The following is a 22,148-nucleotide window of genomic DNA, read 5'->3' as shown; positions in this document are numbered from 1 at the left end:
GAGGCTGCCCTCTTTCCCCCGGGCCTCGGCATGGTCTAAAGCATCGCCACGTTCAGCGCCGCGGAGGCCTCATGAAGATCCTGCTCATCGGCTCTGGCGGCCGCGAACATGCGCTCGCATGGAAGCTGTCGCAGAGCCCGCGCTGCGAGACGCTGTTCATCGCTCCCGGCAATCCCGGCACGGCCCAGTGCGGGACGAACGTCCAGCTGAACGTGGCCGACCACCAGGCCGTGGTGGATTTCTGCCGCCTGATGGGCGTCGGCTTCGTGGTGGTGGGACCCGAGGCGCCTCTTGTGGCTGGGATCGTGGACGACCTGGCGGCCGCCGGGATCAAGGCCTTCGGCCCGTCGCGCGTCGCCGCGCAGCTGGAGGGGTCCAAGGCCTACACCAAGGAGCTCTGCCGCGAGGCGGGCGTGCCGACGGCGGATTTCGCGCGGTTCACGCAGCCCGGGCCGGCGAAGGCCCATGTCCGCGCCCAGGGCGCGCCCATCGTGGTCAAGGCGGACGGCCTTGCGGCCGGCAAGGGCGTCGTCGTCGCCGCCACCGTGGAAGAGGCGGAGGCGGCCATCGACATGATGTTCTCCGGCGGCCTCGGGGCGGCCGGCGAGGAGGTCGTGATCGAGGAATGCATGGTGGGCGAGGAGGCCTCGTTCTTCGCCCTCGTGGACGGCGACGCCGCCCTGCCGCTGGCTTCCGCGCAGGACCACAAGCGCGTCGGCGACGGCGACACAGGCCCGAACACCGGCGGCATGGGCGCCTATTCGCCGGCGCCCGTGGTGACCGACGCCGTCGCGGCGCGGGTCATGGCCGAGATCATCGAGCCCACGGTGGCGGCCATGAAGCGCCGCGGCGCGCCCTTCCGGGGCGTGCTCTTCGCCGGGCTGATGATCACCGCCGACGGCCCCAGGCTAATCGAGTACAATTGCCGCTTCGGCGATCCCGAATGCGAGGCGCTGATGCCGCGCCTGCAGGGCGACCTCGTCGAGGCGCTGCTGGCCACCGTGGAGGGCGGCGTCTCCCGGCTCGCTCTCGGCTGGAGCCCGCAGGCGGCCCTTACGGTGGTGATGGCGGCCCGGGGCTATCCGGCGAAGCCGGAGACCGGCACCCCCATCCGGGGCGTCGAGGACGCCGAGGCGCTGGACGGCGTGCAGGTCTTCCACGCCGGGACGCGGCAGGCGCCGGACGGGAGCCTCGTGGCCGCCGGCGGCCGCGTGCTGGCCGTCACGGCGCTGGGCGACAGCATCGCGGAGGCCCGCAAGCGCGCTTATGAGGGCGTCGCCAGGATCGACTGGCCGGGCGGCTTCAACCGCACGGACATCGGCTGGCGGGCCGTCTAGCGCCTAGACCGCGAGCCCGCGGGCTCGCATCCTGTCCACCCCAGGCGAGCCGGAAGGCTCGCGGACCACGACCCATGAGGCCCGCCATGTCCGATCTCGCCGACCTGTTCCCCGGCTTCGCCAGCAAGTGGATCGACACGCAGGCCGGCAAGATCTTCGCCCGGGTGGGCGGCCGCGGGCCGGCGCTGGCGCTGGTGCACGGCTTTCCGCAAACGCATGTGATGTGGCACCGGATCGCGCCGGAGCTCGCCCCCTATTTCACCGTCGTCGCCATGGACCTGCGGGGCTATGGCTGGTCCACGGCCCCACGCGGCGACGGCGGCGTCGAGGTCTATTCCAAGCGCGCCATGGCGGGCGACGTCGTCGCCGTCATGGAGGCGCTGGGCCATGTGCGCTTCGCCCTGATCGGGCACGACCGGGGAGCCCGGGTGGGCTACCGGCTGGCCCTTGACCATCCCGGCCGGGTGGAGCGGCTGGCGCTGCTCGACATCATCCCCACCTTGCTGATGTGGGATCGGATGGACGCCAAGAGCGCCATGCAGGTCTATCACTGGACCTTTCTGGCCCAGCCCGAGCCGGTTCCCGAGCGCGCGATCGGCGCCGATCCGGTCGCGTGGCTCGACCATACGCTGGCGAGCTGGACGAAGGCGAAGTCGCTGGACCCGTTCGATCCGCGGGCGCTCGCCCATTACCGCGCCTTCTTCAACAATCCGGACCGCATCCACGCCTGCTGCGAGGACTACCGGGCCGGGGCGACCACCGACCTCGCCCAGGACCGGCAGGACCGCGACGCCGGCAAGGTCATCGCCTGCCCGGTCGCGGCGGTGTGGGGCTCGGCAGGCATCCCGGCCGCCGGGGCGAGCCCGCTCGACGCCTGGCGGGGGACCTTCGCGCCGGGCGCGGTCGGACAGGGGATCGACAGCGGCCACTTCGTCGCGGAGGAGAACCCGCGGGCGACCCTCGACGCCCTCATGCCCTTCCTGGCCGGCTGAGCCGCCGTCCGCCTTTCGGGATCCCGCATGCGCCTCTCCGTCGTCGTCTCGGCCGTGGTCGCCGCCCTGGTCGGGTTCGGGGGCACGCTGGCCATCGTGGTCTCGGCCGCCAAGGCGGTGGGGGCGGACGCCGCCCAGACCTCCTCCTGGGTCACGGGCCTGTGCCTCGCCATGGCGGCGACGAGCACGATCCTGAGCCTGCGCCACCGCATCCCGATCATCACCGCCTGGTCGACCCCCGGCGCCGCCCTGCTGGCCGCCACGGCCGCGCCGATCGGCATGCCGGCCGCCGTGGGGGCCTTCCTGGCCGCGGGCGCACTCATTCTGCTGACGGCGGCCTTCCGGCCGCTGGGCGCCCTGATCGGCCGCATCCCGACGCCGGTGGCGGCCGCGATGCTGGCCGGCGTGCTGATCCGCTTCGTGCTGGCGACGTTCGAAAGCGCCCAGCATGCGCCGGCCCTGGTCTGGCCGCTGGTGGGCCTGTTCCTGGCCGCGCGCCTGCTCAGCCCGTCCTGGGCGGTGCTGGCCGTGCTCGGCGCCGGCGCGGCGCTGTCCTTCGCGCTCGGGATCACGGGGCCGATGCCCGACCGCCTCGGGCTCACGACCGTGACGCCCATCGCCCCGGCCTTCGAGCCCAGCGTGCTGATCGGCATCGGGCTGCCGCTCTATCTGGTCACCACGGCGTCGCAGAACCTGCCCGGCTTCGCGGTGCTGAAGGCGGCGGGCTACGCCGCACCGGCGCGCTCCATCCTGGGCGTCACTGGCCTCGCCTCGGTGCTGACCGCGTTCCTCGGCGCCCACACGAGCAATCTGGCGGCCATCACGGCCGCGCTCTGCACCGGCCCGGACGCGCATCCCGACCCGGACAAGCGCTGGATGACGGGGCCGTTCTACGGGCTGACCTACCTGGTCTTCGCCGCGTTCGGGGCTTCGCTGGTGGCGATCTTCGCGGCGCTGCCCGGCGACCTCGTCAAGACCGTCGCCGGCCTCGCCCTCCTGGGTCCGCTCACCGGCGCGCTCTCCGGCGCTCTCTCCGACGAAAAGGACCGCTTCGCCGCCGTCCTGACGTTGGCTGTGACGGCCTCAGGCTATGCGGCCTTCGGCGTCGGCTCCGCCTTCTGGGGCCTCGCGGCGGGCCTGGCCGCCGTCACGCTTGACGGCCTGGCGCGGGCGTGGCGGGGGCGGTCGTGAGCCCAGCAGTACAAAATATAAAGTTACGCCAGAGCACAACTCGCATGTGTTTTCGAGCAGGATCGTCTACTATATTTTGAATTGCTACCTTGACCGACGGTGACGCATCACGTGGATAGTTAGCCAAATTTGCATAGACTACTATGATGTCTACGTGAGAATAGGATTTTAGTTCCTTCCGCTTGAAAGCTTCCACCAAGGCTGGCAAAAGCTGGTTCTCTTCATCAACCCATTTCTCGATCGGTGCAGGTCCACTCACAAGCCCATATCTTGCCTCGTGACCCGGGCGGCGGCCCATCGGCAGTGCCTCTGTAACCTCTATCCTATATTCACCCTCTAGGAGCTTTACCTCGACATCTGGTGGGTCCTCGCTGCAAAGTCGTGCTTCTTGCGCTCCCAAGTGGTCAGCGACGGCCGAAAAGACCCACCCCTCTCTCAGGCCATTATATCTCCTTTGTCGACTCTCAGAATTTTTTACTTCGTTCCATCTCTTGCTTACAATTTTTTTGAAAACATCGATGGCCTGCCAATCGTATAGTTCTTCATAGTCAACGTGCATTTCCGCTCCCTCTCACCGCCGCCCGAACAACCGCTCCACGTCGGCCAGCTTGAGCTCGACATAGGTGGGGCGGCCGTGGTTGCACTGGCCGGAGAGGGGCGTGGCCTCCATCTCGCGCAGCAGGGCGTTCATCTCCTCGGGCTTGAGGCGGCGGCCGGCGCGCACCGAGTGATGGCAGGCGAAGGTCGCCAGCACGTGGTCGAGCCGGTCCTCCAGGGCGAGCGCGCCGCCCCAGTCCTCCATCGAATCGGCGAGGTCGCGCACCAGCGCGCCGACATCGGCGCCGGCGAGGGCGGCGGGGACTTCGCTGACCGCCACCGCGCCGGGGCCGAAGGCCTCGACGGCGAGGCCCAGCGCGGCGAGCACGCCGGCCTTCTCGCAGAGCCGGTCCACCGCGACGGGGTCGAGGTCGACCACGGCCGGGATGAGCAGGAGCTGGCGCGCCACGCCGCCCTCGGCCCGCTCGCGCTTCAGGCGCTCATAGACGAGCCGCTCATGGGCGGCGTGCTGGTCGACGATGACGACGCCGTCCTGCGTCTGGGCGACGATGTAGGCATCGTGCAGCTGGGCCCTGGCGGCCCCGAGGGGGCGGGCCAGCAGGTCCGGCGCCGGCGCGGCCTCGGCGGCGCGCAGGTCGGCGGCGGGTTCGGCGAGGGTGACGAAGGCGGCTTGGGCCGCGAAGGCCGATTGGGGCGGCGCGGCGAAGCCGGGCTGGCGGTGGAGCGGCGGCCCCGGCGGCGCGGCGGGCGCGGCCGAGCTGGCGCGCCAGTCCCACTGCGCGTTGCGGGCCGGGGGCGCGGCGAACCAGGAGCGCGCCGCCGGCGCGCCGGCATGGGCCCGCAGGGCGTCGAGCGTCGCGGCGCCGACGGTGTTGGAGGCCCGGTGGCCGGCGCCGGCCAGCGCCTGCTTGAGCGCCCCGACGACGAGGCCGCGGATGAGGCCCGGATCGCGGAAGCGCACCTCGCTCTTGCCCGGATGCACGTTGACGTCGACGAGGCGCGGCGGGCAGCTGACGAAGAGCGCCAGCGCCGGGTGGCGGCCGCTGGGCACGACATCCGCATAGGCGCCCTTCACGGCGCCGAGCAGCAGCTTGTCGCGCACCGGGCGGCCATTGACGAAGAGGTGGATCCACGCCGCCGTGGGCCGGTGGAAGGTGGGCAGGCCGGCGAGGCCGACGAGGCCGGCCTCCTCCCGCATGGCGTCCAGCGGCAGGGCGTTGTCGACGAAATCGCGCCCCAGCGCCTGGCCGAGGCGCGCCAGCATGGCGGCTTGCGGATCGCCGGAGGCGGCGGGGTAGTCCAGCGCCGGCGCGCCCTCCCCGCCCAGTTCGAAGCGCACGCCCGGATGCGCCATGGCGAGGCGCTTCAGCATGTCGGCGACGGCTTGCGCCTCGGCGCGGTCGGTCTTCAGGAATTTCAGCCGCGCCGGCGTGGCGAAGAACAGGTCGGCGATCTCCACCCGCGTGCCGCGGTCGAGGGCCGCCGGCCGCACCGGATGCTTCAGACCGGCGTCGACCAGGATGGAGGAGCCGTGCGCCGCGCCGGCCTGCCGGGTGGCGATGGTGAGGCGCGACACCGCCCCGATGGAAGGCAGCGCCTCGCCGCGAAAGCCCAGCGTGTCGATGGCGAAGAGGTCGCCATCGGGCAGCTTGGAGGTGGCGTGGCGCTCCACCGCGAGGTCGAGGTCCTGCGGGCTCATGCCGGCGCCGTCGTCCACCACCCGGATGAGCCGCCGCCCGCCGCCCTCGATGACGACCTCGATGCGGCTCGCGCCCGCGTCGAGCGCGTTCTCGACGAGCTCCTTCACGGCCGAGGCCGGGCGCTCCACCACCTCGCCGGCGGCGATGCGGTCGACCAGGACGGGATCCAGGCGGCGCACGCTCATGAGGCGGCGGGCTCCGGTGCGGCGGGCTCGGGGGCGCTCGGCCCCTCGAAGGGGCGCAGGCCCAGAGCGTCGGCGACGAGCGCGGTCTCCAGCATCATGTGGGCCATCAGAGCCCCCAGGGCGGCCTCGTCGAGGCGCGGCAGGCGGATGCGGCGGGCGGGCCGGCCGGCATGGGCCAAGGCGGCGAGCAGGTCCGCGGCCGGGTCCGTTCCCGGCCCTCCCCCCGGGAGCGGCGGGTCGTCGGAGCCGGGCTCGACCGTGACCACCGTGAAGAGCTTGTCGGCCGGGCCGGCGGCGTAGAACAGCTGGGCCCGGGCGTCGGCCGGGCCGGGCGCGGCCAGAGGCAGGCTCGCGGCCCCGCCGGGACCGAGCGCGTCGGTCCACAGCTGCGCCCACCAGCGGGAGAACAGCGCCAGCCGGTCGGCGTGGGGCGCCATCACGGCGACGCTGCGGCCGGTCCGCATGGCGGCGAGGTTGAGGGCCGCGCCGGCGGCGGGCGCGCAGTCCCGCGGCGAGGCGGCCGCGTCGAGGCCGGAGCGCAGCGCCTCGAAGGCGCCGCGGCGCAGGGCCGAGACGTCGAGCCCCAACGCGGCGGCCGGCAGGAGCCCGGTGGGCGACAGCGCCGCGAAGCCGGCCGCGCCCAGCGGCGACGACGCCTCGGGCGGATCCTGGTCATGCTCCAGCACGACGCCGCCATGGGCCTGCACCAGGCTGCGCAGGCCGCCGAGGCCGCCCGCGCCGGCGGGCTCCACCACCGCCACCACCGTTTGCGGGATAGCCGCGCCGAGGCCGGCGCGCTTCAGCGCCTCCAGGGCCGCGATGGCCTGCATCACGGCGCCGCCCTCGCCCCCCTCGCCGGAGACGGCCAGGAAGCGCGTCGCCGTCAGGGGCAGGCGGCGCAGCACCGCGCCCACGGTGCGCGGATCAAGCCCGTCGAGGAAATGCGCCCGGGGCGGCGGGGCGAGCACGCCCAGCGCCGGCACGCCGTAGTCCTTCAGCTGCGCCGTGACCTGCGCGCCCAGCGTGGAGCCGCCGGACAGCACGACGACGTCGGTGACGCCCTCTTCGGCGAGGCGCCGGGCCGCCTCCGCCACGCCGGGCGGCAGGTCGGCGGAGGTGGGTTCGGGAGCGGCGGCGCGGCCGGCCGGCTTGGCGAAGAGCGAGCGGGCGGGCGCGGCGGGGCGCGAGGCGGCGGCCTGCAGCGCGTCGGCGGCGAGGCGCAGCAGCGCCGGGCGCGGCGCGCGGCCCTGGCCCGGCGCCGGGACGCGGGCGGCCTGGCTCACCGCCTCCCGGAAGCGCCCGAGCGCCGCGCCGACATCGGCCAGGGCGGCCTCATAGGCCTCGTCGGCGACGCCGCCCTCGCCGATCGAAGACCGCAGCGCCGACGCGGTCGCGTGCTCGAAAGCCATGCTGCGTGATTCCCGTCCCGGTGGCGACGGCGCGAGGATAGGGGGATGGGGAGTGGGTGGGAAGGGCGGGGGTGAGGGAAGCCGCGCCTTGCGCTCGGCCTACGAAGCTTCGCTGATCGCCTTCGCGGCGGCTCGAACGTCCGCCACCGAAATACGGGCCTCTTTCGAGGCGGGCTTCAGGACATATCGCGCCGTCGCAGCGCTGAACCCGAGCGCTGGGCCGCGGCGCTTCCTCGTCTTGGGGCTCGTCGTCTGCCGAGCGACCGTCATTCGGGGATTATGCCTCCCAGCGCTGGGCCGAGCAACTTCGGCAGGGTTGAAGCCCCCCTCCTCTCACAATCCCGCCGGGCGGCCCACCACGGTGACCAGCAGCTGCCCTTCGCCGAGGAGGCGCTTGGCTACGCGCGCCGTGTCGGCCAGCGTGACGGCCGAGACGAGGCCGTTGCGGCGGTCCATGTAGTCGATGCCGAGGTCGTCGATCTGGATGCGGACGAGCTGGCTGGCGATCTTGGTGGAGGTGTCGAAGTTCAGCGCGTAGGAGCCGACGAGGTATTTCTTGGCCTTGTCGAGCTCGTCCTCGGTGGGGCCGGACTCGGCCATGGCCCGGATCTCGCTCTCGATGAGGGCGATGGATTCGGCCGTGCGCTCGTTCTTGGTGGAGGTGCCGCCCATGAACAGCGCCGCATGCGACATGGGGGCGAGGTGGGAATAGACCGAATAGGCGAGCCCGCGCTTTTCGCGCACCTCGCGGAAGAGCCGGGCTGAGAACACGCCGCCGCCGAGCACGTGGTTGACCACCAGCGCCGGGATCCAGTCGGGATCGGTGCGGGCCACGCCGGCGCGGCCGAAGCGCACGGAGGATTGCGGGATGTCGAGGTCGATGACGTTGCGCCGGCCCACGCCGGCGGGCGCGGCGTCCGGCACGGGCGCGAGCTCGCCCCGGGCCGGCAGGCCGCCGAAGATGCGGTCCAGCGCGTCCGACAGAGCGGCGGCGTCGATGGCGCCGACGACGCCGATCTTCAGGTTGTCGCGCGCGAGGACGCGCCGGCGGTAGTCGGAGAGGTCGTCGCGGCCGATCAGCGGCAGGCTCTCCAGCGTGCCCTGGGTGGGCCGGCCATAGGGGTGGCCCGGGAAGGCCTCCTCGAAGAAGGCGCGGCTGACGAGGCTGTCGGGATCGTTGATCTCGTGGCGGATGCCGGCCTCGATCTGGGCGCGCACGCGCTCCAGCGGCTCCTCGTCGAAGCGGGGCTCGGCGAGGGTGAGGCGCATCATCTCGAAGGCTTCGTCGCGGTGGCGCACGAGGGTGCGCAGGTGGCCGGAGAAGCCGTCGCGGTCGGCGTGGAAGCGCAGCTCGATGGCGAACTCGTCGAGCCGCTCGTGGAAGGCGCCGGATTCATAGGGACCCGCGCCCTCGTCCAGCATGCCGGAGAGGAAATAGGCCACGCCGGGCTTGCCGGCGGGGTCCTGCGAGGAGCCGCCGCGCACGGCGAACTCCAGCGCCAGCAGCGGCACCGTGTAGTCCTCCACCAGCCAGGCCTCGACGCCGCCCGGCGAGACCACGCGCTGGATGCGCGAGGCGTGGCTGGTCTTCTCGGGGCTCACGGGTGCGTTCATGGCGGGCTCTTCTTGGTTTCGTCGGGCGTGCGGGAAGCGCGGGCGGAGGGCCCCGGGCAGGCGGGCCGGAAGGCCCGCGGTCCGGGGGCGCGCGTCACGCAGCCTCGTCCTTGATCAGGTAGCCGGAGACCGTGCGGCGCGGGTCGAGCCAGCGGCGGGCGGCGTCGCGGACGGCCTCGGCGGAGACCGCCTCGATGTCGTCGGGCCAGCTCGCGACGGAGCCCACGGTGCTGCCCGTGGCGAGCGCCGAGCCGTAGATGCGGGCCAGCGAGGTCTGGCTGTCCTGCGCATAGACGGTGTCGGCGATCAGGCGCGTCTTGGCGCGGGCCAGTTCGGCGGCGTCGACGCCCTTCTCGACGATCTCGGCCACCACGGCGCCGATGTCCTTCTCCAGCGACTCCAGGCTCACGCCCGGGCGCGGCACGGCGTAGAGCAGCACGCGCGAGCGGTCCACGGCGGTGCTCTGGTACCAGCCGCCCGCCATCACGGCGACGCGCTTGTCCATCACGAGGCGCCGGTGCAGGCGGCCGGTGGACTGCGCGCCCAGGATCTGGATCAGCACGTCCAGGGCCTCCGCCTCGCCGGGCGCGGCGGTGGTGTAGGAGGGCGCCAGATAGGCGAGCTGCAGGGAGGGCTGCTCCACCTTGGGATCGGCCAGGCTCACCCGGCGGGACGCGCGGGTCTCGGGCTCCTGCGGGCGGTGGCGCACCGGGGCCTCGCCCATGGCGGGGATCTTGCCGTAGGTGGCCTCGGCCAGCGCCCTCACCTCCTCGGGGGCGACGTCGCCGGCGACCACCAGGATGGCGTTTTCGGGCGTGTAAAAGCGCTTGTAGAAGGCCAGCGCGTCCTCCCGGCCCAGCGTCTCGATCTCGTGCATCCAGCCGATGATCGGAATGCCGTAGGGATGGTGGGTGAAGAGCGCGGAGGCCACCGACTCGCCGAGCTGCGCGCCCGGGTCGGTCTCCACCCGCATGCGCCGCTCCTCCAGCACCACGTCGCGCTCGGGATCGACGATATCGTCGGAGAGGACCAGATTGGTCATCCGGTCCGCCTCCAGCTCCATCATGGCGCGGAGATGCTCCTTGGCGACGCGCTGGTAATAGGCCGTGTAGTCGAGCGACGTGAAGGCGTTCTCCTGGCCCCCGAGTTCGGCCACGATGTTGGAGAACTCGCCCTGCGGGTGGTTGTGCGTACCCTTGAACATCAGGTGCTCGAGGAAATGCGCGATGCCTGACTTTCCGATCGGATCGTCGGCCGAGCCGTTGCGATACCAGATCATGTGGGTGACCACCGGCGTGCGGTGGTCCGGGATCGCGACGACCTCCAGGCCGTTCTCAAGGCGGAAGTGGGAGACTTGCGGGCCTTGGGAGACTTGCGGGCTTTGGGAGGCTTGAGCGGTCGGGATCGTCGCGACGGTCATCGGTTACCTCGGGGAGGGGTCACGCGCGGACCCGCCTCGGGGGCGGGCGTCGGCCCAAAAGATCGAGACTGATATAGGTCGGGGCCCTGCCGTCCGACAGAGCCCCGCTTTCGATCGGCGATTGCGGCGGCGGCGCCCCGGGGCGCGGCCTGCGGCAGGCTCACTCCGCCTGCGGCTTGCGGTAGATCTCGTAGGGGCTCGCTTCCTGGTTGTCGCTCAGCTTGGGCTGCGCGGCGGCCTTCGGCATCGCCAGGCTGCCGCGGGCGGACGGCGCCCGGTAGCCGCTGGGCGGATCGGTGAGGAACTGGCGCTCGGGCTCGGACCCGGCGACGAGCTGGTCGGACTTCTTGCCCGCGAGGAGGCCCTGCTGCTGCTTCTTCTCGGGCGAGGCCCAGAATTCGGCGCGCTGGTCGTCCTTGTAGGGGTTGGCCGGGCCGGCGTTGAGGCCGGCGCCCTCCATGCGGCCGGCCCGCATCTCGTAGACGCTGAGCGGCTTGCCCTCGTTGAGGCGGTAGGTCTCGGTCTGGTGCACCGGCACGCGGGCCGCGGTCGCCTTCTTCTTGGCCTTGACGACGTCGGGGTCGGTCGGCCAGTTCGGGTTCGCGGCGGCGGCGGACTGCTGCGGGGTGCGCAGCTCCATGCGGGGCGGCACCACCAGCGGGGCGCGCTCGCGATACTCGATCTCGGGCTTCTCCTCGTCGGAGCTGAGGCCCAGGAAGCCCATCAGGGAGTTGAGGGTTTCGCTCTGCGCCATCGCGGGCGACCCGAAGGACAGGGCGGAGCCCAGCGCCAGGGCCCCCAGGGCCAATCTCATCGACGTAGCATACAGCATGAACGCGACCCCTTTTCGTCGCCCGCCAGATCGGCTGCAACCCGAATGCGCGAGCCGTTTGACCGTTTTTCGCGGCCAATTCAAGGCGCGGTCCCCACGACGCGGCGTGGAGCTAGATGCCCGCGCCCGGATCGGGCCCTGCGACGCCCGGCTCGGCGGGCCGCTTCCGGCCTTCGACGACGAGGGAGTCATACAGAAGCAGCGCCACTCCCGCAACGATAGCCGAGTCGGCGAGGTTGAACACGTAGGGGAAAAACGGGATCCAGTAGAGCAGCACGAAGTCGGCCACCGCCCCGTAGAGGAACCGGTCGACGGCGTTGCCCAGCGCGCCGCCGATCAGCAGGCCCGCCGAGACGGCGATGAGCCAGGAGCGAGACCGCGCCATCCACACCGCGAGGCCGATCGACACGAGCACCGAGAGCCCGGCCAGCGCGAAGCGGCCGAAATCCTCGTGCTGCTGGAACAGCCCGTAGGAGACGCCGCGGTTCCAGACCATCACGAGGTCGAACAGCGGCGCGATGCGCACCGGCGGGCGCTCCGGCAGGCGAAAGACGTGCAGGATCCAGGCCTTGGAGGCCTGGTCCGCCAGCAGGATGGCGAGCGCGATGGCCGCGCCCGTCGCCGGGATGCGCCGCATGGGACCGCTCACCCGGACGGATGGGCGGCGTCCCACTCCCGCAACGCGGCGGCGTCGCGGGGCGTGACGTCCGGATAGTCGGGATCGACGCCGACCTCGGTGGAGAACTTCCAGGACCGGGCGCATTTGCGGCCCGGCGCCCGGCGCGACACCACCGCGACGCCGGGCACGTCCTCCAGCCGGAAGGCGTTCTCGGGATCGTCGCCGTCGGTGAGCTCGAGGCCCGACGTGATGCAGATCTCGGCGAGGTCGACCCCGGCCAGCACGGACCGCAGATCGTCGTCGGCGACGTGCAGCACCGGCGCGGCCTCCAGCGAGGAGCCGATGCGCTTTTGGGCGCGCTCGATCTCCAGCGCTCCCGTCACGACCCGGCGGACGCGGCGGATCCTGGCCCATTTCTCGGCCAGCGCGTCGTCGCGCCAGGCGGCGGGCGTGGACGGGAAGGTCTCCAGGTGGATCGAGGCGTTCGCGTCCGGATGGCGCGCCAGCCACGCCTCCTCGGTGGTGAACACCAGGATGGGGGCGAGCCAGGCCGTCACCCGCCGGAACACGGCGTCGATCACCGCCAGGGCGGCGATGCGGGTGGGGCTGGAGGCCGGATCGCAATAGAGCGCGTCCTTGCGGACGTCGAAATAGAAGGCCGAGAGGTCGCTCGTCATGAAGGCGCTGAGCAGCGCGATCACCTTCTTGTAGTCGAACTCCGCATAGGCCTCGCGGATGGCCTCGTCCAGCTCGGCCAGGCGGTGCAGGATCAGGCGCTCCAGCTCCGGCGCCTGCGCCGGGAACGGGGCGCCGGGATCGAAATGCGCCAGCGTGCCCAGCATCCACCGCACCGTGTTGCGCAGCTTGCGGTAGGTCTCCACGAAGGTCTTGAGGATCTCCTTGCCGATGCGCAGGTCGTCCGAATAGTCGGCCGCCGCGACCCACAGGCGCAGGATGTCGGCGCCGGCCTCCTTGATGACGTCCTGCGGGGCGGTGACGTTGCCCTTCGACTTCGACATCTTCTCGCCCTTCTCGTCGAGGACGAAGCCGTGGGTCAGGACCACGTCATAAGGCGCGCGGCCGCGGGTGCCGCAGCTCTCCAGCAGCGACGAATGGAACCAGCCGCGATGCTGGTCGGACCCCTCCAGATACATCACCGTGTCACGGCCGCCGTCGACGCCGCGCCGGACGCCCGCGAGGCCGGGGAACTGCTCGGGATCCTCCAGCGTGAAGGCGTGGGTGGAGCCTGAATCGAACCACACGTCGAGCACGTCGTAGACCGGCGTCCAGGCGGACGGGTCGCTGACGAGGCCCTCGAGGAAGCGGCGCGGGTCGCCCGAGAACCAGGCGTCGGCGCCGCGCTCGGCGAAGGCCGAGCGGATGCGGTCGGCGAGCTCATCGCTGCCCGCGAAGCCGGGCCCGGGGGCGAGCTCGGCCACCGCGCCGCTGTCGTCCTCGCGGATGAAGACCGTGATCGGCACGCCCCAGGCGCGCTGGCGGGAGATCACCCAGTCCGGGCGGTTCTCGATCATGCCGTTGATGCGGTTCTCGCCGGCCGCCGGCACCCAGCGGGTGTGGCTGATGGCGGTCAGCGCCGTCTCGCGCAAGGTGCGGTCGCCGAGCGCATGGACCGGCTTGTCCATGGCGATGAACCATTGCGGCGTGTTGCGGAAGATCAGCGGCGCCTTGGAGCGCCAGGAATGCGGATAGCTGTGCTGCAGCCGGCCGCGCGCCACGATGGCCCCGACCTCCGTCAGCTTCTCGATGACGCGCTTGTTGGCGTCGCCGTCCTTGCCCTTGTCGTCGATGACCCGGGCGCCGGCGAAGAACGGCACGGCGGGGTAATAGGCGCCGTCAGGCCCGATCGTGTGCGGCACCTCGTCGGTCCCGGCCTCGGCGAAGACCTGCCGGTTGCTGATAAAGGTGAGGTAGTCGTCCGCGCCGTGGCCCGGGGCCGTGTGCACGAAGCCGGTGCCGGCGTCGTCGGTGACGTAGTCGGCCGGCAGCATCGGGACCTTGAAGTCGAAGTAGCCCTTCGCCTCGGGCAGCCCCGCGAAGGGGTGGGAGCAGGTCTGGATGAAGGCCGGATCGAGCTCGCGGACGCGATCGTAGCCGTCGACCTTGGCGGCCTTCATGACCGCCTCGGCGAGCTTGTCGGCGATGACGTAGAGGTCGCCGACCTTGGCCCAGTTGCCCTCCGGCGCCGCCGTGACCTTGTAGAGGCCGTACGGGACCGTCTTGGAGTAGACGATCGCCCGGTTGGCCGGGATCGTCCAGGGCGTCGTCGTCCAGATCAGGACCGAGGCGTCGCTGAGCGACACGTCGGAGGTATCCTCCACCTTGAACTTGACGAAGATCGTCGTTGACTGGTGGTCGTGATACTCGACCTCCGCCTCCGCCAGCGCGGTGCGCTCCACCACCGACCACATCACCGGCTTGGAGCCGCGATAGAGCTGGCCGGTGGCGGCGAACTTCATCAGTTCGGCCGCGATGTGGGCCTCGGCCGGGAAGGCCATGGTCTGGTAGGGGTGCTCCCAGTCGCCCGTGATGCCGAGGCGCTTGAACTCCTCGCGCTGCACGTCGAGCCAGTGCGCCGCGAAGGCGCGGCACTCCTGCCGGAACTCGACGACCGGGACCTCGTCCTTGTTCTTGCCCTTCTTGCGGTACTCCTCCTCGATCTTCCATTCGATCGGCAGGCCGTGGCAGTCCCAGCCCGGCACGTAGTTGGAGTCGTAGCCCAGCATCTGCTGCGAGCGGGTGACCAGGTCTTTCAGGATCTTGTTCAGCGCGTGGCCGATATGGATGTTGCCGTTGGCGTAGGGCGGGCCGTCGTGCAGCACGAATTTCGGCTTGCCGGCGGAGCTTTCGCGCAAGCGGCGATAGAGGTTCTTCTCCTCCCAGCGGCGCAGCAGCCGGGGCTCCATCTGGGGCAGGCCCGCCCGCATCGGGAAGTCCGTCTGCGGCAGGAACAGCGTCTTGGAATAGTCGCGGCCGGCCGGGGCCGCGTCAGCGTCGGCCATGGACGGGTCGGAGGTGGAAACGGCGTCGGTCATCGGGGCGAAACCGGATTGGGCCGGCCGCATCGGGCGGCGGGCGAGGATGAGATCGGGCGAAAGGGGCGCAGGCGCGCCGGAAACCCGGACCCTCGCGAAGCTCTTCGCCTCACCCGAGGGCCGGGCCGATAATTCGGATCATCGGCGCCGAATGGCGCGCGCCAAGCGCAGCAGCGGTCATGGGCCGCGTTCTAGCAGCGCAGGCGGCGGGAAGAAAGGCCCGCCGACGGTTTCCGCCTCAAGGCCGCAGCGGCAGCACGGAGGGGGCTGGGACATCCTGAGCCCGCGCCAGCGCGGCGCGGGCCTCGGCGCTGTCCTGGTCCATGCGGGCGATCAGGGCGTCGGCGGACGCGAACTTCTCCTCGCCCCGGATCCAGGCGGCGAACTCCACGTCGGCCGTCCCGCCATAGAGGTCGCCTGAAAAGTCGAACAGGTGAACCTCCAGCAACGGCGCGCCGTCGTCGAAGGTGGGGCGGCGGCCATAGCTGGCGACGCCGTCATGGACGACGCCGTCCAGCGCGATCCGCACCGCGTAGATCCCGTGGCGCAGCCCGAAGCCGGGCGTCATGCGCAGATTGGCGGTCGGATAGCCCAGCGTCCGGCCCCGCTTGTCGCCGTGCTGGACCGTGGAGCGCACCACCCAGCGATAGCCCAGCAGCCGCGCCGCCTGCTCGACGTCGCCCTCCTGCAGGGCCCGCCTGACCGCCGTCGAGGACACCGGGCCGCCCTGCAGGGCGAGCCGCTCCACGATCTCGACGGCGAGGCCCAGCGCGCGCCCATGCTCCAACAGGAAGGCGGGCGTTCCTTCGCGGTCATGGCCGAAATGGAAGTCGTAGCCGGCGACGACGCCCGAAAGCCCGAGGCGCCCGACCAGCAGGTCCGCCAGGAAGTCGTGGGCCGAGGTGGCCGCCAGGGCGGCGTCGAACGGGACCACGATCGCGCCGTCCAGCCCGAAATGGTCGAGCAGGGCCAGCTTCACGGGCTCGGGGGTGAGCGAGAAGAGCGGCTCGCCGGGCCGGAAATAGGCGCGCGGATGCGGCTCGAAGGTGAGCACGCAGGCCGGGCGGCCGAGCGATCGCGCCAGCGCTTCGGCGCGGCCGATGACGGCGCGGTGGCCGAGATGGACGCCGTCGAAATTGCCGATCGCCGCCACGGCGCCGGCCAGGGCGGCGGGCGGAGGCGCCGCGCCGCGCGACACCGCGAAGGCGCGGGGGCCGGCGACGCGAAGGTCGGGGGAGCCAAGAGCGGCGGGGGTCGCGTCAGGCATGTCGGCTCGGGGCGCGTTGCGCGATTCTCGCCGGCGGACCGCCCGCCGGAAGCGCGCGCAAACTGGCGTGCAGGCCCCGCCCGGTCAATAGGCGGCGGCGGTCCCGGCGCTTTCGGCGCGGCGCGCGCCGGGCACCATCACCCAGGCCTCGCCCTCCAGCACCGGCTTGCCGTCGACGAGGCAGTGGCATTCGAGGCGGACCCGCCGGCCCTTCTCGACCATCTCGGCGACCTCGACGACGGCCGCCACGACCTCGCCGATGCGCACCGGCGCGAGGAAGCGCAGCGTCTGCGAGAGATAGACCGCGCCGGGACCCGGCAGGCGCGTCCCGATCACGGCCGAGATGAGGCTGGCGGTGAACATGCCGTGCGCGATGCGCTGGCCGAAGCGGGTCGTCGCCGCATAGTCGTCGGAGAGGTGGATCGGGTTCACGTCGCCCGAGACTTCGGCGAACTGGTTGACGGTGGTCTCCATGACGGTGCGCAGGAGCGTCTCGCGCATCCCGACCTGGAGTTCATCGAACGTGAAGGTGCGCAGAGCCATGGCGTGCTTCCGGGAGAAGGGACGGCGCTTCGGGGGCGAAAGCGCGAACGCGGCGGGCGTTCCTTCCACTCTAGGGACGCAGCCGCGCCCCAGCCTATTCGACTTTCAGCTTCGTCGCCTCCGAGCGGCTCCGTTAACGCGATCGAAAGTTGCACTGGCGTAATTTCAACCAGGGAGCCGGCGCACCGGACCTGATAATTGTGAACGCCTGTCTTACCGATTAGGCGCTCCAGGGAGACCAATCATGGGCCTCGAAACGTCGATGCCGATCCTGGTGGTGGACGACTACCAGACGATGATCCGCATCATCCGCAATCTCTTGAAGCAGCTCGGCTTCGAGGACGTCGACGACGCCGCCGACGGCCAGCAGGCCATGTCGAAGCTCAAGCAGCGCCAGTACGGCCTGGTGATCTCCGACTGGAACATGGAGCCGATGACCGGCTACGACCTGTTGAAATCGGTGCGCGCCGACGACAGCCTGAAGGATATGCCGTTCATCATGGTGACGGCGGAATCCAAGACCGACAACGTGATCGCGGCCAAGAAGGCCGGCGTGAGCAGCTATATCGTGAAGCCGTTCAACGCCCAGACCCTGAAAGCCAAGATCGAGGCCGTTTGCGGGCTCTGACCGCCCGGGCCAGGACGACGGCCCCAGTCTCGGCGCCCCGCACTCCGTCGACGTCACGAGAGCAGACATGAGCGACAGCGCAGCACGGCCCACCCCGGCGCCAGCCTCCCCCGGACGCGGCGGCCGCCCGACCGGCCGGCCGATGAGGCCGCTCGAGGCGCTGATCGGCGAGCCAGCCGGCACGCGCGCCCCGCTGGTCCGCGAGCTGAACGCCGCGGCCGATTACCTGCGTTTCGTGCGCAAGGAGATCGCGCAGCTCGGCGCCAACGAGATCGCGAAGGAGCGCCTGCCGACCGCCATCCGCGAGGCGGACTACATCATCGAGGGAGCGGAGCGCTCCGCCAACGCGATCATGAGCGCCGCCGAGGAGGTCATCGCCGCCAAGGATCTGGATCCGGCGGCCTACCAGGCCTTCGTCGCCGAGAAGATGACGGCGATCTTCCTGGCCTGCGCCTTCCAGGACCTGACCACCCAGCGCACCCGCCGCATCCAGTCCACGCTGCACACGCTGGAGCGCCGCATGTCGCGCCTCGCCTCCAAGCTGGGGACGCGCGAGATCCCGAACCTCGTCGACTATGCGCCCGCCGACTCCGGCGAACTGGTCGCCGACGGCCCGGCCGCGCCCGGCGAAGGCAACGACCAGACGACCATCGACCACATGTTCGAGGAGTGGAGCGACGTCGACTGGCGCTGAGCCGGGGACGGTTTTTCGCCGGAGCGGATACCGCTGCGGGCGAAAATGCTCTAGGACGCCCCGGATGCTCTCCGGTGACCAGGCGCAACCATGTCCAATTCCTCCGACAAACCCGCACGCGTGAAAGCGCGGCTGCCGCGCGGCTTCGCTGACCGCGGCCCGGCCGACGTCGCCGCCACGGACGAGATGCTGCGCGCGATCCGCGAGACCTTCGAGCTCTACGGCTTCGAGGCGGTGGAGACGCCCTTCGTCGAATACACCGAGGCGCTGGGCAAGTTCCTGCCCGACCAGGACCGCCCGAACGAGGGCGTGTTCTCCTTCCAGGACGACGACGAGCAGTGGCTGTCGCTGCGCTACGACCTCACCGCGCCGCTGGCCCGCTCGGTGGCGGAGCGCTTCGACGCGCTGCCGAAGCCCTATCGCAGCTATCGCTGCGGCTGGGTGTTCCGCAACGAGAAGCCCGGCCCGGGCCGCTTCCGCCAGTTCATGCAGTTCGACGCCGACACGGTGGGCGCGCCCTCGGTGGCCGCCGACGCGGAGGCCGCCATGCTGATGGCGGACACGCTGGAAAAGGTTGGCGTTCCGCGCGGCCAATATGTGGTGCGGGTGAACAACCGCAAGGTGCTGGACGGCGTGCTGGAGGCGATCGGCCTCGCCGGCGACGAGAACGCCGGGCGCCGCCTCACGGTGCTGCGCGCCATCGACAAGCTGGACAAGGTGGGCCCCGACGGCGTGCGCGCCCTGCTGGGGCCGGGGCGCATGGACCCGAGCGGCGACTTCACCAAGGGCGCGGGGCTGCCCGAGGACGCGATCACGCGGGTGCTGGACTTCACCTCCGCCTCGCGCGGCGCGGCGGCCGACACGATCGCGGCGCTGCGGGACGTCGTCGGCGACGCCGCGCGGGGCGCGGAAGGCGTCGCGGAGCTCGCCGACATCGCCGCGCTGGTGACGGCCGGAGGCTATGACGACGGCCGGGTGGTCATCGACCCTTCGGTCGTGCGCGGTCTCGAATACTACACCGGCCCGGTCTACGAGGCGGAGCTGACCTTCGAGGTGAAGGACGAGGACGGCCGCCCGGTGCGCTTCGGCTCGGTGGCGGGCGGCGGGCGCTATGACGGCCTGGTGGCGCGCTTCCGGGGCGAGCCCGTGCCGGCGACGGGCTTCTCCATCGGCGTGTCGCGGCTGCTGGCGGCGCTCAAGGTCCTCGGCAAGGTCGAGGACAAGGCGGCGCGCGGCCCCGTGGTGGTGCTGGTGATGGACCGCGACCAGATCGCCCACTACCAGGGCCTCGTCGCCACGCTGCGCCAGGCCGGCGTGCGCGCCGAGCTCTATCTCGGCGGCTCGGGCATGAAGGCCCAGATGAAATACGCCGACCGCCGGGGCAGCCCCTGCGTGGTCATCCAGGGCTCCGACGAGCGGGCCCGCGGGGAGATCCAGGTCAAGGATTTGATCCTCGGCGCCGAGATCGCCGGCGCGAGCGGCGACCGCGCCGCCTATCTGAAGGAGCAGCACGAGGCCCAGTTCGCCGCGCCCGAGGCCGATATCGTGGCCGCCGTCCGCAAGGTGCTGGCCCGCCACGGCGACGTTTAATTGATATTCTCCGGTTTTTCTTTTACCTTCAGTTCATCTGAAGGTGGAGGTGACCATGCCGAAGTTGCGTGACCTGCTTCGTAAGATCGCCAGTGATCCTGCCGACTTGCAACTCCTCCGCGATAACCCCAAGAAACTCGCTGAAAAGCATTCGCTGTCGGCGAAAGACATCCAGGCTTTGTCGAGCGCCGACCTCCTGATCCGCTTCCCGAAGAATCCCCTTGGTCCGATGCAGACCACCAATCCGATCACGATCACGGTGACGCGGAAAGGATCGTTCCACGGCAGCGGCGACCCGCCGACCCGCCTCGACCAGATCGAGAAGGAACGCATCATCGAGCTCTTCGAGCGGTCTCTGGTGGACAGGGACTTCGCCGAGAATCTCAGAAGCTTCCTCAAGCTCGAGCCCGGCAAGAAAGCCGTGAAATGATCAGCGTCGTCATTCCGGCCCGCAACGAGGGTCCCGGGTTGGCGAGCACAGTCCAGTCCATCGTCGAGGGACGACGTTCGGGAGCGGACGTCGAGATCGTCATTGCGGACGACGTCTCCCGGGACGGTTGCTGCAGGGCGCTCGCGCCGGTCTCCTCCGGAGTGCCCGTTCGGGTGGTCCGGTCAAAGACCAGGCTCGGCGTCCCGAAGGCGCGGAACCTCGGCGTGACGCATTCGCGCGGCGAACTGCTGCTGATCACCGATGGGCATGTCAGCCTGGAGGCCGGCTGGGATATCGCGCTGATGGAGGCGGCCGGCGGCGACCGGATTGCGGCTGGTTCGATCGTGGACGCGGAGAGCGGCGCCACCGCCTATGGCTGCCGTCTCGTGACGCCCCACATGGGGACGTTTTGGAACGCGGCGGCCCCGGCCGTCGGACACGACGTCCAGATCGCGTCCGCCGCCGCGACCGGCCTGACCCGCGCACTCTTCGATCGGATCGGCGGCTATGACGAGGGCATGCGCATCTATGGGGCGGCCGAGCCGGAGTTCAGCGTTCGAGCCTGGCTGAGCGGGGCGCAGGTGGCCTGTGCGCCGAAGCTGCGCGTGACGCATCGGTTCAAGGGCGAGGGCGCCAGGGATGCGTTCCTGGCCCGAGCGCGCCTGAACCTCGTCCATAACAATTTGCGCTTCGGTCTGTGCTATCTCTCGGACACTGCGAGCCTGGAGATGGTGCGGTATTACGCGCTCAAATATCCGCGCCATTTTCGCAAGGCGCTGGCGCTGGTGGCTGAGAGCGACGTCTGGTCCCGCCGCGCCTTTCTGAAGTCCAGGCTCAAATTCGATTTCCAGTGGTTCGTCGAAAAATTCGACCTGCGCGACCAGATCGGGCGTCCGCTGGCCCGAAGGCCCAAAGCCGGAGCGATCGCTTGCGCGTCCTGATCCTCGGGGCTGACGGCTATCTGGGATGGCCCACCGCGCTGCGTTTCTCCGTTCGGGGCGATGACGTGCTGGCGCTGGACAGCGGCGTGAAGCGCCGCTGGGAGCAGGAGGTCGGCGCCCTTCCGCTCTTCCCGACTTTGGATTTCAGAGAGCGCGCGGCGCGATGGCGCGACGCGGGCGGTGCGCCGGTCGAGACCGTCGTTTGCGACCTGTGCGACTATCCCGCCCTGGCGCAGGTGCTGCGCCGTTGGCGTCCTGACGCCATCGTCCACTTCGCCGAGCAGCCATCCGCGCCCTTTTCGATGATGAGCGTCGAACGAGCCGTTCTGACGCAGACCAACAACCTCGTCGGAACTCTGAACCTGCTCTGGGGAATGCGAGAGGCCTGCCCGCAGGCGCACCTGATCAAGCTCGGCACCATGGGCCAGTACGGCACGCCGAACATCGACATCGAGGAAGGCTTCATCGACATCGAACACAAGGGCCGGCGTGATCGTCTGCCCTTCCCGTCTCAGCCGGGGAGTTTCTATCACCTGTCCAAGGTTCATGACAGCCACAACATGCGCTTCGCCTGTGCGGCCTGGGGGCTCGCGGCCACCGACCTGAACCAGGGCGTGGTCTACGGGATCGAGACCGTCGAAACGGGACCCGAGTCCGAGCAGGGCGGGAGCTTTCATTACGACGCGATCTTCGGCACCGCCCTGAACCGCTTCTGCGTCCAGGCGGCGGCCGAATCGCCGCTGACGATCTATGGGGCGGGCGCCCAGAAACGCGGTTTCATCAATATCTGCGACGTGCTCGACTGCATCGAGATTGCGGCCCGACATCCCGCTCGGCCCGGCGAGTACCGCGTGTTCAACCAATTCACGCAGGTGTTCTCGATCGCCGAACTGGCGGACTTGGTCGCGGACAGCGCCGGGCGGTTGGGCCTGCGGACCACGACGGAACGCCTGGCCAATCCCCGTTCAGAGGCGGCGGAGCACTACTATAACCCCGTTGCGGACGGCCTGAAGGCGCTGGGACTGACACCCCGGTTGCTGACCCCGGAGTTCGTGGAGACCATGCTGCGCGCCATCGCGCCCCATGCGTCCCAGATCGACCTTTCCACGATCCGGCCCGCAACGCGCTGGCGCTAGCGCTCGCCG

Annotated in this window: 19 protein-coding genes; 9 read left to right on the top strand and 10 right to left on the bottom strand. The window is 70.7% G+C overall.

Annotation, left to right across the window (positions count from 1 at the left end; translation table 11 throughout):
• The first annotated feature begins 71 nt into the window (after nt 1–71).
• The 3 genes from purD (at nt 72) to ABEG18_RS02660 (ending at nt 3,520) form a co-directional block, all read left to right on the top strand.
• On the top strand, nt 72–1,337 hold the full coding sequence (purD, locus tag ABEG18_RS02670) for a phosphoribosylamine--glycine ligase (protein ID WP_406856553.1): 1,266 nt from the start codon (nt 72–74) through the stop codon (nt 1,335–1,337).
• Nucleotides 1,338–1,423: 86 nt separating this feature from the next.
• Entirely contained in the window at nt 1,424–2,329 is a 906-nt protein-coding gene (locus ABEG18_RS02665) for an alpha/beta fold hydrolase (protein ID WP_406856552.1), read from the top strand.
• A 27-nt stretch (nt 2,330–2,356) separates the two neighbouring features.
• Entirely contained in the window at nt 2,357–3,520 is a 1,164-nt protein-coding gene (locus ABEG18_RS02660) for a benzoate/H(+) symporter BenE family transporter (protein WP_406856551.1), read from the top strand.
• Here ABEG18_RS02660 and ABEG18_RS02655 read toward each other — a convergent pair.
• The 10 genes from ABEG18_RS02655 to ABEG18_RS02610 all read right to left on the bottom strand — a co-directional run bounded on the left by ABEG18_RS02655 (nt 3,477) and on the right by ABEG18_RS02610 (nt 16,720).
• Nucleotides 3,477–4,079, bottom strand: coding sequence for a hypothetical protein (locus ABEG18_RS02655; RefSeq protein WP_406856550.1), 603 nt, complete (start codon nt 4,077–4,079; stop codon nt 3,477–3,479). The two genes, ABEG18_RS02660 and ABEG18_RS02655, sit on opposite strands and share 44 nt — an antisense overlap.
• A gap of 12 nt (nt 4,080–4,091) precedes the next feature.
• On the bottom strand, nt 4,092–5,963 hold the full coding sequence (mutL, locus tag ABEG18_RS02650) for a DNA mismatch repair endonuclease MutL (RefSeq protein ID WP_406856549.1): 1,872 nt from the start codon (nt 5,961–5,963) through the stop codon (nt 4,092–4,094).
• Nucleotides 5,960–7,372, bottom strand: a complete 1,413-nt coding sequence (locus ABEG18_RS02645; protein ID WP_406856548.1) for a hypothetical protein — start codon at nt 7,370–7,372, stop codon at nt 5,960–5,962. Before ABEG18_RS02645 ends, mutL begins: the two co-directional genes overlap by 4 nt.
• 333 nt (nt 7,373–7,705) lie before the next feature.
• The gene (locus ABEG18_RS02640; protein ID WP_406856547.1) at nt 7,706–8,986 is read right to left on the bottom strand and encodes a M16 family metallopeptidase; all 1,281 of its coding nucleotides are present in this window, start codon (nt 8,984–8,986) and stop codon (nt 7,706–7,708) included.
• Nucleotides 8,987–9,080: 94 nt separating this feature from the next.
• Complete coding sequence (locus tag ABEG18_RS02635; protein WP_406856546.1) at nt 9,081–10,406, bottom strand: M16 family metallopeptidase; 1,326 nt, start codon at nt 10,404–10,406, stop codon at nt 9,081–9,083.
• 160 nt (nt 10,407–10,566) lie between these two features.
• The gene (locus ABEG18_RS02630; protein WP_406856545.1) at nt 10,567–11,220 is read right to left on the bottom strand and encodes a hypothetical protein; all 654 of its coding nucleotides are present in this window, start codon (nt 11,218–11,220) and stop codon (nt 10,567–10,569) included.
• Nucleotides 11,221–11,350: 130 nt separating this feature from the next.
• Nucleotides 11,351–11,875, bottom strand: a complete 525-nt coding sequence (lspA, locus tag ABEG18_RS02625) for a signal peptidase II (protein WP_406856544.1) — start codon at nt 11,873–11,875, stop codon at nt 11,351–11,353.
• Between the two features lie 8 nt (nt 11,876–11,883).
• Nucleotides 11,884–14,910, bottom strand: a complete 3,027-nt coding sequence (ileS, locus tag ABEG18_RS02620) for an isoleucine--tRNA ligase (RefSeq protein ID WP_406856543.1) — start codon at nt 14,908–14,910, stop codon at nt 11,884–11,886.
• Nucleotides 14,911–15,148: 238 nt separating this feature from the next.
• Complete coding sequence (locus tag ABEG18_RS02615; protein ID WP_406856542.1) at nt 15,149–16,177, bottom strand: bifunctional riboflavin kinase/FAD synthetase; 1,029 nt, start codon at nt 16,175–16,177, stop codon at nt 15,149–15,151.
• 84 nt (nt 16,178–16,261) lie between these two features.
• The gene (locus tag ABEG18_RS02610) at nt 16,262–16,720 is read right to left on the bottom strand and encodes a MaoC family dehydratase (RefSeq protein WP_406856541.1); all 459 of its coding nucleotides are present in this window, start codon (nt 16,718–16,720) and stop codon (nt 16,262–16,264) included.
• A gap of 244 nt (nt 16,721–16,964) precedes the next feature.
• On the opposite strand from ABEG18_RS02610, the gene ABEG18_RS02605 reads away from it, so the two are divergent.
• The 6 genes from ABEG18_RS02605 (at nt 16,965) to ABEG18_RS02580 (ending at nt 22,139) form a co-directional block, all read left to right on the top strand.
• Nucleotides 16,965–17,348, top strand: coding sequence for a response regulator (locus ABEG18_RS02605; protein ID WP_406856540.1), 384 nt, complete (start codon nt 16,965–16,967; stop codon nt 17,346–17,348).
• Between the two features lie 67 nt (nt 17,349–17,415).
• Nucleotides 17,416–18,042 (top strand): hypothetical protein, encoded by a 627-nt coding sequence (locus ABEG18_RS02600; protein ID WP_406856539.1) that lies wholly within the window; start codon nt 17,416–17,418, stop codon nt 18,040–18,042.
• 90 nt (nt 18,043–18,132) lie between these two features.
• Entirely contained in the window at nt 18,133–19,632 is a 1,500-nt protein-coding gene (hisS, locus tag ABEG18_RS02595; protein WP_406856538.1) for a histidine--tRNA ligase, read from the top strand.
• A 55-nt stretch (nt 19,633–19,687) separates the two neighbouring features.
• Entirely contained in the window at nt 19,688–20,062 is a 375-nt protein-coding gene (locus tag ABEG18_RS02590; RefSeq protein ID WP_406856537.1) for a hypothetical protein, read from the top strand.
• Nucleotides 20,059–21,003 (top strand): glycosyltransferase, encoded by a 945-nt coding sequence (locus ABEG18_RS02585; RefSeq protein WP_406856536.1) that lies wholly within the window; start codon nt 20,059–20,061, stop codon nt 21,001–21,003. The genes ABEG18_RS02590 and ABEG18_RS02585 overlap by 4 nt, the downstream gene beginning before the upstream one ends.
• The gene (locus tag ABEG18_RS02580) at nt 20,991–22,139 is read left to right on the top strand and encodes an NAD-dependent epimerase/dehydratase family protein (RefSeq protein ID WP_406856535.1); all 1,149 of its coding nucleotides are present in this window, start codon (nt 20,991–20,993) and stop codon (nt 22,137–22,139) included. The genes ABEG18_RS02585 and ABEG18_RS02580 overlap by 13 nt, the downstream gene beginning before the upstream one ends.
• The last annotated feature ends 9 nt before the right edge of the window (nt 22,140–22,148 follow it).

The organism is Alsobacter sp. KACC 23698 (assembly GCF_045348435.1).
In the GTDB taxonomy this organism is placed as follows: Bacteria; Pseudomonadota; Alphaproteobacteria; order Rhizobiales; family Beijerinckiaceae; genus Alsobacter.
Note: the sequence above shows the minus strand (reverse complement) of the source record. Positions and strands in the feature narration are given on the sequence as shown.

Coding starts and splice junctions, on each gene's coding strand:
- purD (WP_406856553.1), top strand. CDS start 72: ATGAAGATCCTGCTCATCGGCTCTGGCGGCCGCGAACATGCGCTCGCA.
- ABEG18_RS02665 (WP_406856552.1), top strand. CDS start 1,424: ATGTCCGATCTCGCCGACCTGTTCCCCGGCTTCGCCAGCAAGTGGATC.
- ABEG18_RS02660 (WP_406856551.1), top strand. CDS start 2,357: ATGCGCCTCTCCGTCGTCGTCTCGGCCGTGGTCGCCGCCCTGGTCGGG.
- ABEG18_RS02655 (WP_406856550.1), bottom strand. CDS start 4,079: ATGCACGTTGACTATGAAGAACTATACGATTGGCAGGCCATCGATGTT.
- mutL (WP_406856549.1), bottom strand. CDS start 5,963: ATGAGCGTGCGCCGCCTGGATCCCGTCCTGGTCGACCGCATCGCCGCC.
- ABEG18_RS02645 (WP_406856548.1), bottom strand. CDS start 7,372: ATGGCTTTCGAGCACGCGACCGCGTCGGCGCTGCGGTCTTCGATCGGC.
- ABEG18_RS02640 (WP_406856547.1), bottom strand. CDS start 8,986: ATGAACGCACCCGTGAGCCCCGAGAAGACCAGCCACGCCTCGCGCATC.
- ABEG18_RS02635 (WP_406856546.1), bottom strand. CDS start 10,406: ATGACCGTCGCGACGATCCCGACCGCTCAAGCCTCCCAAAGCCCGCAA.
- ABEG18_RS02630 (WP_406856545.1), bottom strand. CDS start 11,220: ATGAGATTGGCCCTGGGGGCCCTGGCGCTGGGCTCCGCCCTGTCCTTC.
- lspA (WP_406856544.1), bottom strand. CDS start 11,875: ATGCGGCGCATCCCGGCGACGGGCGCGGCCATCGCGCTCGCCATCCTG.
- ileS (WP_406856543.1), bottom strand. CDS start 14,910: ATGACCGACGCCGTTTCCACCTCCGACCCGTCCATGGCCGACGCTGAC.
- ABEG18_RS02615 (WP_406856542.1), bottom strand. CDS start 16,177: ATGCCTGACGCGACCCCCGCCGCTCTTGGCTCCCCCGACCTTCGCGTC.
- ABEG18_RS02610 (WP_406856541.1), bottom strand. CDS start 16,720: ATGGCTCTGCGCACCTTCACGTTCGATGAACTCCAGGTCGGGATGCGC.
- ABEG18_RS02605 (WP_406856540.1), top strand. CDS start 16,965: ATGGGCCTCGAAACGTCGATGCCGATCCTGGTGGTGGACGACTACCAG.
- ABEG18_RS02600 (WP_406856539.1), top strand. CDS start 17,416: ATGAGCGACAGCGCAGCACGGCCCACCCCGGCGCCAGCCTCCCCCGGA.
- hisS (WP_406856538.1), top strand. CDS start 18,133: ATGTCCAATTCCTCCGACAAACCCGCACGCGTGAAAGCGCGGCTGCCG.
- ABEG18_RS02590 (WP_406856537.1), top strand. CDS start 19,688: ATGCCGAAGTTGCGTGACCTGCTTCGTAAGATCGCCAGTGATCCTGCC.
- ABEG18_RS02585 (WP_406856536.1), top strand. CDS start 20,059: ATGATCAGCGTCGTCATTCCGGCCCGCAACGAGGGTCCCGGGTTGGCG.